Below are 12,731 nucleotides of genomic sequence, written 5' to 3' on the forward strand. Positions count from 1 at the left end.
ACCGATGACCCTCCGCGAGATCAAGCCCGGCAACCGGAGCTTCCTCTACCTCAACTCCCACCCCGGGGGCTGCGCCGCCGTCGTCGACGAGCTCTGGGAGCGCGCCCCCGCACCCACCGACACCGCACCCGCCGACACCGCACGCACCGGCCCGGCGGCCGCGGACCCGGCCGCCGCGGACGGGCCGGTCGCCCTGATCATCGGCTCCAGCGCCGGCTACGGCCTCGCCGCCACCGTCGCCGCGCTGCGCACGTACGGCATGCGCGGGCTCGGCATCGCCTTCGAGGCCCCGGAGACCGAACGCCGCACCGCCTCCGCCGGCTGGTACCGGACGGCCCGCGCCGCGGAGCTCGCCGGGACGGACGGCGGCTTCGCGTTCCTCAACGCGGACGCCTTCTCCGCCGCCGCCAAGGAAGAGGCGCTCGACCACCTCGCCACCCGGTACGGCCAGGTCGACTACCTCGTCTACAGCGTCGCCGCGCCCCGCCGCACCGACCCCGGCACCGGCGAGGTCCACCACTCCGTGATCAAGCCCCTGGGCTCCGCCTACCGGGCCAAGACCCTGCAGTTCGACGGCGACACCCCGCTCGTCGGCTCACTCGAACTCGCGCCCGCCGCCGACCAGGAACGCGACGCGACCGTGCAGGTCATGGGCGGCGCCGACTGGAAGCTGTGGATCGACGCCCTGACGGACCGCGGCCTCGTCCGGGACGGCTTCCACACGGTGGCCCTGACCTACGTCGGCTCCGACCTCACCGCGCCGATCTACCGGGCCGGCACCATCGGCGCGGCCAAGCGGCACCTGGAGGACACCGCCCACCGCCTCCAGCAGGACCTCGCCCCGCTCGGCGGCCGGGCCCACACCGTGGTCGCCGGCGCGGCCGTCACCCAGGCCTCCACGGCCATCCCGTCCATCGCCCTCTACACCAGCCTCCTGCACGCCGTCCTCGGCGACGGCTTCCAGAGCACCGCGCAGCAGGCCACCGCCCTGTGGCAGCAGCTCACCGGCGCGGCACCGCTGCAGCTCGACGAGGAGCAGCGGATCCGCCTCGACGGCTGGGAGATGGACGACAAGGTGCAGGCCGCCGTCCACGAACGCTGGGCCGCCGCGACCACCGACACCCTGCCCGAACTCGCCGACACCGCCTGGTTCCGGGCCCAGGTCGGCCGCCTCTACGGCTGGGACGTCCCCGGCACCGACTACACCGCCCCGACCGAGACGACGGTGCCATGGCCGACCGTCGACTGACGTTCCGTCAGGAACCCGTGTGCTCACCGTCGGCGGTGGCGGCGAGCTTGCCGGCGATGGACGCGCCGAGGTCGGACATGGTCCGGCGGAAGGCGGCTTCGAGGTCCACGTCGTAGTGGTGGGCGAGGATCAGCACCGACCAGAGGCAGTCGGCGAGTTCGTGCTCCAGCGCCGGCCGGCCACCGGGGACGTCGCGCGCGCCCTCCTCGGCCATGACGAGCTTGGCCAGATCGCCGACGTCCCCGACGAATCCGAGCATGAAGTCGCCGCGCGTCCACGTCCGGCCGCGCTCACGGCGGTTCAGCTCGTCATAGAGGTCGTGGACGTGGAGCGCCCGGCGCTTCAGCTCCTCAAGGTTCATCGGCCTCTCCCCCGTCGACCCGTTCAGGGAGTCGACCCTCGTCCCCTGCCGCGCCGTTGTCAACCGACGGCGCGGCCGGTGAGCAGGCAGAGGTTCAGCCGCTCCGCGTGTGACCGGCCTGGGCGATCGGGGTGCGTCGCCGCGGCCTCCGTGACGGTACAGTGCCGGCTCCACAGCACGAAAAGGGGCCTGAGGATGGAAGTCACGCGTCGGGAGAGGCGCTGGCTGGTCGCGGCGGGCGTGGCAGCGGCCGGAGTCGCGGCGTGCTACGTCTGGGGCGATCCCTACCCGTTGCCGTACAAGGTGCGGGACGCCTCGGTGCTGGGCCCGATCGCCGTGGACGACCCGCGCGTCGGCGCGGTGTCGGTCGGCTCCGACGGCCACACGGTCTCTCTCCACGTCGACTGGGGCGGCTGCGACTACCGGCCCGACCTGGTCGCCCACGAAGCGGCCGACCGGGTCACGATCGTCCTGAAACGCCGCGATGCCTCCGGCCCGGACATCGGCTGCGAGGACGGCGGTGCGGCCCGGCTGAGCACGCACCTGGCCCGGCCGCTCGGCAGCCGTGCGCTGGTCGACGGCGTCACGGGCGAACCGGTTCCCGCCGCCAAGGGCTGACGCCTGGGCAGCGGCGTCAGAGATCCGCAACCGCCGGTTCCTTCGAGGCGTGGAGCAGCAGGTCGCGCAGGGCCGTCGCCGTGTCCGTCGGGTCGGTGGGGGTGAGGACGACCTGGTCGACGGTCGTCGACGGGCCGGTGAGGGGGATGATGCGCAGTCCCGGCGGCTCGTGGTCGAGGGCGGACTCGACGGTGATGCCGATGCCCGCGCCCGCCGCGACGTGGGCGGCGATGGCCTGCACGCTGTCGGCGGTCCTGATGATGCGGAGGTCGGCTCCGCCGATCTGAAAGGCGGCCAGGAGGCGGTCGCAGAGGCCGCTGTTGATCTGGTGGGGCCAGGTGAGCAGGTCGGTGGTGGAGAGCTCGGCCGCGCTCAACTCGGCGTGCCCGGCGAGGGGGTGGGCGGCGGGGACGAGTGCCACGAAGCGTTCGGTGGACAGCACCCTCGCGCGAACGCCGTTGATGCCACCGGCCGCCCAGCCGATGCCCAGGCCGATCGTCTCGGCGCGCAGGGCGGTGAGCTGGGCCGTGGTCGGCATGCACTCCGGCACGATCGTCACGTCGGGGAACCGGTCGCGCAGTTGCGGGAGGCAGCGCAACAGCAGCTGCTGGCCGGTGTATTCGGCGTGAGCGACGACGAGAGTGGTGCGGGCCCGGTCGCCGGCGGCCAGGGCGCGTCCGCGCTGCTGGAAGCGGCGCAGCTGGGCGAGGGTGGCCCGGGCGTCGGGCAGCAGCGCTTCGCCGAGGTCGGTCAGTGTCACCCGTCGGCTGGTGCGGTGGAAGAGCCGGCCGCCCAGAGCGCTCTCCAGCCGTCGGACGGCGTCGCTGACGGTGGGCTGCCCGCGGTGCAGGCGTGCGGCGGCGCGGCCGAAGTGGAGTTCTTCCGCGACCGCGACGAATGCTTCGAGTTCGATCCTGTCCACGGGGCCAGGCTAGCGCGATCGATCGGCGGGGCCGATCGCTGCATGCCGGAGTTCGGCGTTGATGCCGTGCCGCGGGCAGGCTGTGATGGTGGGGCAAGCAGGGCTTCCCCACGAACGGAAGTAGTGAACAGTCATGGCAGTCAACAGCGTTGACCGTGAGCACGATGCACCGACCGTCACCGTCACGGTGGTCTACCACTCGGTGCACGGGCACACCCGGGTGCTGGCCGAGCACCTCGCGGACGGGGCCCGGGTGGTGCCGGGCGCGCAGGTGCACGTCGTCGAGATCCGGGCGGAGGACGTCACGGCGGGCCGCTGGCGCGATCCGGAGGTGATGGCGCTGCTCGGCCGCTCCGACGCGATCGTCTTCGGCAGCCCGACCCTGATGGGCAGTGTGTCGGCGGTGTTCAAGGCGTTCATGGAGGCGGCGTTCACCCCGTTCACGACGCAGGCGTGGAAGGACAAGCTGGCCGGCGCGTTCACCATGTCCGCCTCGCAGAGCGGCGACAAGCTGACGGTCCTGGAGCAACTGGCGGTCTTCGGCGCCCAGATGGGCATGCAGTGGGTCGGCGTCGGCGACATGCCGGGCAACAACTGGAGCGGCGGCACCCGCGACGACGTCAACCGGCTGGGCTCGTGGCTCGGCCTGATGAGCCAGAGTCACGCCGACCTGGGCCCGGAGCAGGCCGGATCGCGTGGCGACCTGATCACGGCGGAGCGCTACGGCGAGCGGATCGCGCGGCTGGCGCAGCGCTGGGTCAACGCGGTGCCGTACGAGACGCCCCGGATGACCGAGCACGAGGCCCGCGACCTGTCGGCCGCCCTCCGGGCGACGGCCGCCGCCTGACCTGGTCGTTCCGCCCCTCGCCGGCTTCGGGGCGCGCCCGGCCCGCGGCCGTGAAAAGCCGTTGGCCGGGGGCGCCCCGCGTGGAACGATCACCGCATGACCGACGACAGCGCCGCCGTCCGCCGCCTGTGGGGCCGCCTCCTGTACGAGCAGCAGGCCGAACCGCTCGTGTGGGCGGAGGCGGTCCTGCGGGCCACCGGTCGCCCGCAGGCCGCCGTCGCCGCGGCGATGTCCGGCCGGATCGACGCCCTCGACGGGGCCGACCCCGCGTTCCTGCTGTTCCGTACGGTCGGCAAGCTCTCCGCCAACCTGTGCCGCAACGCGCTCTACGACGAGGACGTCGGCGAGCGGATCGGCCTGCTCGCCCTGCGGCTGGGCGGGCTCGAACCCTCGCTCGCGGGGCCGCTCGGGGACGCGCTCGGCCACATGCCCGACGGGCCGGCCTCCCTGGTCACCGTCCACGCCGCCGAGCTGCGGGCGGGCCGCACGGCCCGGATCCGGGCGATCGACGCGCTGCTGCAGTGGGCCGAACTCGGCCACCCGCAGGCCCTCGCGGCCCTGCACGACGTCGCCTCCGACCACCGCACGCAGGACGTCACCGTCTGGACGAAGGCCCTCAACCGGATCGCCCTCTTCGGTGACGCGGACCTCGAACCTGGCCTCCTGCGGGCCGTTGCCGACACCGGGCACCGCGGGGTGCGGTGGTCCGCGGTCGCCTGTGGCGAACTCGGGTTCCGGAGCGCCGTCCCACTGATCACCGCCCTGCTGGAACACCCCGACCCGCAAACCCGCGAGGGCGCCTGCGAGGCACTCGGCCTCCTCGGGGCCGGGACCGCCGTCCCCGCGCTCGCCACCCGGCTGAACGACGACAACGGGTGGGTCCGCACCGCGGCCGCCCGCGCCCTCGGCGACATCGGCGGCGACGACGCACTCGCCGCGCTCTGGCAGACCATGCTGGAGCGCCGGAACCCGAAGGCCGGTCACCTCGCCGCGGCCATAGCCGCCTTCGGCCCGGCAGTGGTCGACGACCTGATCGCCCTCACCGCCGACCCCGACCCGGACCTGCGCGCCCTGGCCTGTCGCGCCCTCGGCTCCACCGCCGACGACCGCGCGCTGCCGGTGCTGGAGCGCCTCGTGGCCCACGACCTCGCCAGGACCACGCTCGGCGGCCTGGTCGCGACCGCCGCCAAACAGGGCCTGCGCACCGCGCACCGCATGCGCCGGGCGGACTCGGCCGCCGGCCCGACCCCCGGCCCGACCACCGACCCGGCTACCGGATGACGAGCAGCCGGGTGCCCGGCACCAGCTTCCGGTTGACGGACGTCGACTGCACGAACACGGTGTACGACGGGTTCTCCCCCGGCTTCACCGTGACCTCCGACTGCGGCAGGCCCAGGAGCTGACGGGCCGCCGGGCCCGAGAACACCCGTCCCGTCATCTTGCCGGTGGCCGGGTCCTTCTCCGCCACGGCGAGTTGCTTGGAGCCCTGGATCTTCTCGCGCTTGGACAGCTCGTAGAAGGCGCAGCCGGTCTTGTACTCCTGCCCGGAGCGGGTGACGAACTCGCGGATCTGTACCTGCTCGTCGACCGGGATCAGCGTGTACTTGCCGGCGTCCAGGGCGTCGAGGCTGGCCTTCACGTCGGCCGTGCTCAGGTCCTGGCCCATGGTGAACAGGTTCTTCGTGCCGCGCACACCCTGCTCGCGCCCGCGCAGGAAGCTCGTGGCGGCCGACTTGACGGTGCCGATGGCCTCCTCGACGCCCTTGCTGGAGTCCGCGTCCCAGATCGCGATGTTGCCCGCCGGGAACCCGTACCCCTGGGCGGTGCGCTTGGCCAGGGAGTTCGGCACCAGGATCGCCGAGGTCCAGTGGTCGGGCAGGTCGTCCATGGCCTGCCGGATCCGGTCCGTCCACGAGCGCAGGACGGCGGCGCCCTCGGTGGCGTTCATGCGGATGTGCATCTGCCCGTTCTCCGAGCAGCCGGAGGCGTTCTCCTCGCCGTCGGTGACGACGACCTGGAGGAACGAGTGCTCGCCGTAGCCCTCCCAGATGTTCTTCAGGTCGTCGAAGGACTTCACGGCCGCCTCGATCAGCGCCGTCGCACCGTTGTCGACCTGGTAGAGCCCCTTGAGCGACGGCAGGTGCTTGACGTCCATGTCCCAGACCAGGTTCTGCACCTCGTGGTCGAACGCGTAGAGGCTGATCCGCGTCTCGTGCCCGAGCCGGTCCGACTCCTCCTGCAGCCCCTTCACGAACTCGTCCACCACCCGCACGAGTTGCCCCTCGTGCTGGCGCATCGAACCGGACTTGTCGACCACGAGCGACACGTGGTTGACCTTGTGCTTGATCCTGTTCACAGCCATGGTCCTACCCCTCTCCCAACGCCCGTCCGACGCCGTTCCGGCGCCCCCTCCGACGTTGGTTCCACACTATGGGGCGGCACTGACAATGACGCTCCGACCTGCGGTTCCACGGATTCTGACGACCCGTACACCCTGCGCCGGCGCCGCTGCCGACGCCCGCGTTGACGCGACGTCGACGTCCTGTGCACGTCAGCACGGTTTCCTCGCCCGGTCCGGTTCCCGTTCGGGAGCCGCCGGAAAGGACACGTCAGTGCACACCTCCGCACCACCACGGCCTCGGCGCCGACCACCGGGTCTGCTCCGCGGCATGGCCGTCCTCCTGTCGACGGCCCTGCTGTCCGCGGTCGCCCAGACCGTGGCGACGCCCGCGCAGTCCGCCGCGGCCGATCCCAACCCGGACGCCCATCCGGTGGTGATCTCGATGGGCGACAGCTTCATCTCCGGCGAGGGCGGGCGATGGGCCGGGAACGCGTTCACGGACGACGCGGGCGCCTGGGGAACGGACAGTTCCACCGCCGTCTACAAGAACATCCCCCGGGCGGACGGCAGCACCGTCGACACCTCGTACGACCCCGGGGGGAACAAGTGCGACCGTTCCAGCATGGCCGAGATCACCGGTGTCCAGATCCCGCACAGCCCTGATCCCGAGCGCATCAACCTCGCCTGCTCCGGCGCCACCACGGACAACATCACCTCGACGGTCCCGGGTTGGAAGGAGCCCACGTCGCAGGCCGACCAACTGGCCGCGATCGCGGCGGACAAGAGCCGCCGGATCAAGATGATCGTGGTGTCGATCGGCGGGAACGACATCCACTTCTCCGACATCATCGCGGCCTGCGCCGCTTCCTGGGGGGCGATCAACGGCGATCTCTGCAGCAAGGAGGGCGGCAACACCTCCAACACCTTCCGCCAGGACATAGCACGGGTCCAGGTCAAGATCGAGACGGCGCTGGCCGCGATCAGGAAGGCCATGACGGCCGGCAACAACTACACGCCGGACTCCTACCAACTCGTCCTCCAGTCCTACCCGAACGTCCTGCCGCCGTCGAGCCAGATGCGTTACTGGGAGTCGGTGTCCTACAAGCGCTGGACCTCGGGTCGCTGCCCCTTCAGGGACAAGGACATCGACTGGGCGCGGGAAACAGTCATCACGAGCCTGCGCGGGGCCCTGAAGCGCGCAGCGGCCGACCAGCAGGCCACGTTCCTGGATCTCGGCAAGCTCTTCCTCGGGCACGAACTGTGCAACACGGATGCCGCTCAGGCCACCAAGGACAACGCGACGAACCCCATCAAGCCGCGCGACGCCGAGTGGGTCCGGTGGATCCCGTTCAAGCCCGAGGACGCGAAGGCGAACTGGGGTGACATGCAGGAGGCCATCCATCCGAACGCGTTCGGACAGCGGGCGCAGCAGACGTGCCTCAACCTGCTCGCCGCCGTGATCACCGACCCCAGGCCGCAGGCCCCGGGGCCGAACTCGTTCGGGTGCACGTCGATGGGCAAGCTCGACGACCGGATCGCCTTCTACCGCGACACCCCCAACACCCCCGCGACGAACTCCTACGGCTGGCCTTACTACGAGAGCCTGAAGACCACCTCGAACCCGATGTGGATGAACAACGTCGAGGACTCCGCCCCGCTGGGCTCGCTGTCGATCCCCGGCACGCACGAGACCATGTCCCACTACGGCGGTGACGCCGTCACCACACAGGAGTGGGACAACGACCAGCAGACGTCCCTCGTCGACCAGTTGAACGCCGGCATCCGGTCGATCGACATCCGGGTCGACCCCGACGGCGACAGCGCGGACGACAAGCTCTGGTTGTGGCACGGGATCATGGGCCAGCACGCGGCGTTCGGCTTCGGCGTCCTCGACCCGCTGACCAAGTGGCTCGACGCGCACCCCACCGAGACGGTGCTGCTCAGCCTCAAGACCGAGAACACCGTCTACAAGACCGTGTGGCCGGACGTCCCGGACGACTGCGGCATCGTCGGCTCGCACCGGCCCTGCGGTCCGCGGCTGCCGCAGAAGACGGAGCTGTCCACCGCCGAGACGCAGCAGTTGATGGGTGACGAGTTCCAGAAGTACGTGGACCGCTACCAGCGGTACTTCTGGACGCCTTCGGTCACGCGCGGCCAGTCGGCCGACACGCCGCTGCTCGGCCAGGTGCGCGGGCGGATCGTGCTCAACTCCTTCCGCGGCCCGCACGGCGGCCTGTACGGCGAGTGGGGGCTGAAGACGGCCTCGGTGGACGCCCGCGTCCAGAACGACTACGACATCCCGACCGTCGCCGACATCAAGCCCAAGTGGGACAAGGTCCTCGCGCACCTGACCAAGACGCGCGCGGACACCGACGGCACCGCCCTCTACTTCAACTACCTGACCGGGGCCAGCGCCGGCGCCTACCCGTACAGCGTGGCCGGCGGCGCCGGGGGCACGTGGGGCGTCAACCACTGGGCCTGGGACTACTTCAAGAACTCCGACACCGGCGGCCGCACCGGCGTCATGATGATGGACTATCCCGGCGGCGAGCTGATCTCCCAGATCATCGGACACAACACGTCCGTCACGCTCACCCCCGCCGGCGGCGAGTCCGGTCGGCACAGCACGGACAACCGGGACTGGAGCGTCGGCCCCGGCGAGATCCGCAGCATGGTCACCAACAAGTGCCTGGACGTCGACCTGGGCAGCACCAACGGCCAGGCGGACGGGGCCAAGGTGCAGCAGTGGGGCTGCGGCGGCAGCAGGAACCAGCAGTGGACCCTGGACAACCAGTCCCGGGTGGTCAACGCCAACAGCGGCAAGTGCCTGGACGTCGACGTCCCCAGCGGCACCGTGCAGCAGTGGGGCTGCGGCCCGAACCCCAACCAGAAGTGGACCCACGCCGGGACGTGGCTGCGCAACCAGGCCACCCAGAAGTGCCTCGCCGTCACCGACGGCAACGACGGCTCGCGCGCCGTCCAGGTGGACTGCGGCGAGTCCCCGGTGGGCTCCGCCACGGACGCGGGTGACCCGTTCGACGCCACCCCGGACGACCGGCAGGCCAAGCCCGCCGCCTCCGGCGACTGCCGCCCGGACGGGATGACGCCCAGCCCGGGCGCCCGCTATTGCGACGTCTACGACACCAGCGGCCGGGAGTGGCTCGGCGGCCGGGACAAGCGCGTGGTCGGGTACTTCACCGGCTGGCGCACCGGCGCCAACGGCGAGCCGCGCTACCTCGTCAAGAACATCCCCTGGTCGAAGGTCAGCCACGTCAACTACGCCTTCGCCTCGGTAGGCCAGGACAACCGGATCGCCGTCGGTGACGAGGCGACCAAGACGACCTGGCCCGGTGTGGCGGGCGCCGAGATGGACCCGTCCCTCCCGTACCAGGGCCATTTCAACCTCCTGACCCGGTACAAGCGCCAGCACCCGCAGGTGAAGACGCTAATCTCGGTCGGCGGCTGGGCCCAGACCCAGGGCTTCTACACCATGGCCACCAACGCCGACGGCTCGGTCAACCAAGCCGGGATCAACACCTTCGCGGACTCCGTCGCCGCCTTCCTGAACCAGTACGGCTTCGACGGCGTCGACATCGACTACGAGTACCCGGCCTCGCTCCAGAACTCCGGCAACCCCAACGACCAGGGCATCGCCAATCCCCGCCGGGCCGGCCTCCAGGCGGGCTACGTCGCGCTGATGAAGACGCTGCGCGCCAAGCTCGACCAGTCCGGCGCCGCCAACAGCCGCTACTTCCTGCTGACCTCGGCGGCCTCGTCCTCCGGGTACCTGGTGCGCGGCGAGGAGAACCAGCAGGCCTTGCAGTACCAGGACTTCGTCAACGTGATGTCCTACGACCTGCACGGCTCGTGGAACAGTTACGTCGGCCCGCAGGCGCCGCTGTACGACAGCGGCCAGGACAACGAGATGGCCGCCGCCGGGATCTACAACGACACCGACCCGAACACCAAGGACTACCAGAAGACCGGCTACTTCAACACCGACTGGGCCTACCACTACTACCGGGGCGCGCTGCAGGCCGGCCGCATCAACATCGGCGTCCCGTACTACACCCGCGGCTGGCAGGGCGTCACGGGCGGCACCAAGGGCCTGTGGGGCACCGCCGAGGGCGACCAGTCCAAGTGCCAGCCGGGCACCGGGCTCGCCCAGAAGTGCGGCAACGGCGCCACCGGCATCGACAACGTGTGGCACGACACCGACGTCATGGGCAACGAGGTCGGGGCCGGCTCGAACCCGCTGTGGCACGCCAAGAACCTCCAGGACGGGATCCGGCCGGGCTACCTCCCGGACTACAGGGTGAACCCGAACCAGCAGGTCGGCGGTTACGAGCGGAACTTCGACCCGGCCACCCAGTCGACCTGGCTCTGGAACGACGCCAAGAAGGTCTTCATCTCCACCGAGGACGACCAGTCGATCAAGGCCAAGGCCCAGTACATCGCCGACAACGGCATCGGCGGCGCGATGATCTGGGAGCTCGGCGGCGACTACACCAAGCGCTCCAACGGAGAGTGGGGCATGGGCTACGACATGACCACCCTCGTCGACCAGACCCTGCGCGGCTCCGGCGCGCCCGGCGCGGTGCGCAGCGACCAGGCGCTCCCGCAGCAGACCCTGGACGTCAAGGCCGAGCTCGCGGACTTCCCGTCCGACAACGCGCAGCTGTGGCCGATGCAGCCCAAGCTGCGGATCACCAACAACACCGGCCAGACCCTCCCGGCCGGTACCGAGCTGTCCTTCGACATCCCGACCTCCACTCCCCCGCTGATCAAGGACGAGGCCTGGCACGAGATGACCGGCGCCGTGGCGCCCGGCCGGACCGGCCCGAACGTCGGCGGTCTGAAGGCGGACTTCCACCGGGTGACGATCAGGCTCGGGTACTGCGAGGACGTCCCGGCCGGGAAGGCGCGGGACATCGGGATCAAGTACTACCTGCCGATTACCGGCCCGGCCAACTTCAAGATCAAGGTGAACGGCACGGAGTACGGGCTCGCCCAGGACGCCCGCAAGGGCACCACCCCGGCCACACTGGGCGCCACCGGCGGCTCGTCCTGCCAGGCCGAGCCCTGGGACCCGGCCCGCACCTACAACCCGGCCTTCGCGCCGTTCGCCCTGTGGAAGACCGGCGACCTCTGGAAGATCCAGGACTTCAACAGCGGTAACGTGATCGACCACCCGGGCAGCTGGACCACCGCCCACCTGGTCGACTCGCAGAACGGCAACGCCAACCAGCTCTGGAACGTCAGCGAGGAGGGCGGCCCCGGCTGGTACCGGATCAAGAGCACGACCAGCGGCCACGAGCAGTGCCTCGGCGCAGACCAGCGCCTCGGCAGCCTCACGGTGCGCGACTGCGACTGGAGCAACGGCCAGTGGTGGCGCTTCCTCGACGCCCAGGGCAACGCCTTCAGCGGCGGCGTCCCGAAGGACGGCAGCGCGTACGGGCTGACCTCCTACGCGGGCTTCGTCGCCGAGCCCAGGAACAGCGGCGCGCAGCCCGGCACGGCCATCGTCGCGGGCGACCCGGACGGCGCCACGCGCACGGTGGTCTCGTACAACGGCTACTACTGGAAGGCGCGGTGGTGGACCAAGGGCCCCGACAACCACGGGACCCCGAACACCAGTGACCCGTCCGACAGCTGGTCGCGCCTCGGCCCGACGGGCTGAGCCCGACCCGCACGACCCGCACGACCTGCACGACCTGTGAGACCTGTGAGACCTGCGAGACCTGTGACCCGTGGGGCCGCATCCACCCGGATGCGGCCCCACGGCCTTTCGGAGGTCGGGGCGCAGCACGGTCCGTGCTCCGGCCGCTCGACCGGCCCCGCCGTCAGTCGTCGTCGGCGGCCCCGTCGTGCGCGGCCCAGGCGGCGGTGACGCAGCCTTCCTCCCAGTCCCACCGGCCCTCCGCGTCGCCGCGCTCCAGCAGGGCGCGGATGCCCGGCAGGTCGGCCGAGGGCGGGACGTCCAGCGCGACCATCCCGAACCGCTCGACGCCCTCGCCGGTCGCGCCGAGCCGCTGGAACTCGTCCAGCACGGACTGCCGGGCCCCGGCCGAGCCGCCGTCCTGCAGCACGATCAGCCGGATGGTGCAGTGGTCCGAGGCGTCGACGGTCTCCTCCGCCCAGCGCACGCCGTCGTCGTCGACCTCGACCCGGACGACGTCGCCGCTCGCGACGCCCTGCGCGAACCACGGGGCGTTGGCGACGCGGACCGTCCCGTCGCCGAGGTCCTCCGCCCACAGGCTCTCGACGCCCACCGGCGGCCAGCCGTTCTCGTCCACGTCCAGCGGGTAGTGGACCTTCACGTGGTTCTCTTTGCTGTTCGTCACGTCACCATCATGACCGTGCTCCGCGCGGGGTGAACGGCGCGACATCGGG

Annotated in this window: 9 protein-coding genes; 5 read left to right on the forward strand and 4 right to left on the reverse strand. The window is 71.2% G+C overall.

From position 1 onward, the window contains the following. Positions 1-4: 4 nt before the first annotated feature. Positions 5-1,249 (forward strand): enoyl-[acyl-carrier-protein] reductase FabV, encoded by a 1,245-nt coding sequence (locus tag ACFVSN_RS07465; protein WP_387953907.1) that lies wholly within the window; start codon positions 5-7, stop codon positions 1,247-1,249. A gap of 7 nt (positions 1,250-1,256) precedes the next feature. On the opposite strand, the gene ACFVSN_RS07470 is transcribed toward ACFVSN_RS07465, so the two are convergent. After that, positions 1,257-1,610, reverse strand: coding sequence for a MazG nucleotide pyrophosphohydrolase domain-containing protein (locus tag ACFVSN_RS07470; protein WP_387953909.1), 354 nt, complete (start codon positions 1,608-1,610; stop codon positions 1,257-1,259). A 195-nt stretch (positions 1,611-1,805) separates the two neighbouring features. On the opposite strand from ACFVSN_RS07470, the gene ACFVSN_RS07475 reads away from it, so the two are divergent. Beyond that, positions 1,806-2,228, forward strand: a complete 423-nt coding sequence (locus ACFVSN_RS07475; protein ID WP_387953911.1) for a hypothetical protein — start codon at positions 1,806-1,808, stop codon at positions 2,226-2,228. A gap of 16 nt (positions 2,229-2,244) precedes the next feature. On the opposite strand, the gene ACFVSN_RS07480 is transcribed toward ACFVSN_RS07475, so the two are convergent. Beyond that, entirely contained in the window at positions 2,245-3,150 is a 906-nt protein-coding gene (locus tag ACFVSN_RS07480; RefSeq protein ID WP_387953913.1) for a LysR family transcriptional regulator, read from the reverse strand. Between the two features lie 133 nt (positions 3,151-3,283). Between ACFVSN_RS07480 and ACFVSN_RS07485 the strand changes: the two genes are divergently transcribed. Both ACFVSN_RS07485 and ACFVSN_RS07490 read left to right on the forward strand, forming a co-directional pair. After that, on the forward strand, positions 3,284-3,997 hold the full coding sequence (locus ACFVSN_RS07485) for a flavodoxin family protein (RefSeq protein WP_380443946.1): 714 nt from the start codon (positions 3,284-3,286) through the stop codon (positions 3,995-3,997). A 96-nt stretch (positions 3,998-4,093) separates the two neighbouring features. Then, on the forward strand, positions 4,094-5,278 hold the full coding sequence (locus ACFVSN_RS07490; RefSeq protein ID WP_387953915.1) for a HEAT repeat domain-containing protein: 1,185 nt from the start codon (positions 4,094-4,096) through the stop codon (positions 5,276-5,278). On the opposite strand, the gene ACFVSN_RS07495 is transcribed toward ACFVSN_RS07490, so the two are convergent. Then, positions 5,268-6,359 carry a VWA domain-containing protein gene (locus tag ACFVSN_RS07495; protein WP_387953916.1) on the reverse strand — a complete coding sequence of 364 codons (1,092 nt, stop codon included), beginning with the start codon at positions 6,357-6,359 and terminating at the stop codon, positions 5,268-5,270. The genes ACFVSN_RS07490 and ACFVSN_RS07495 overlap by 11 nt on opposite strands. A gap of 307 nt (positions 6,360-6,666) precedes the next feature. On the opposite strand from ACFVSN_RS07495, the gene ACFVSN_RS07500 reads away from it, so the two are divergent. After that, positions 6,667-12,018 (forward strand): glycosyl hydrolase family 18 protein, encoded by a 5,352-nt coding sequence (locus ACFVSN_RS07500; RefSeq protein ID WP_387953918.1) that lies wholly within the window; start codon positions 6,667-6,669, stop codon positions 12,016-12,018. A gap of 163 nt (positions 12,019-12,181) precedes the next feature. On the opposite strand, the gene ACFVSN_RS07505 is transcribed toward ACFVSN_RS07500, so the two are convergent. Then, positions 12,182-12,682, reverse strand: a complete 501-nt coding sequence (locus ACFVSN_RS07505; protein ID WP_387953920.1) for a DUF4265 domain-containing protein — start codon at positions 12,680-12,682, stop codon at positions 12,182-12,184. Positions 12,683-12,731 lie beyond the last annotated feature (49 nt).

It is taken from the genome of Kitasatospora sp. NPDC057904, from assembly GCF_042887925.1.
Taxonomy (GTDB): Bacteria; Actinomycetota; Actinomycetes; order Streptomycetales; family Streptomycetaceae; genus Kitasatospora.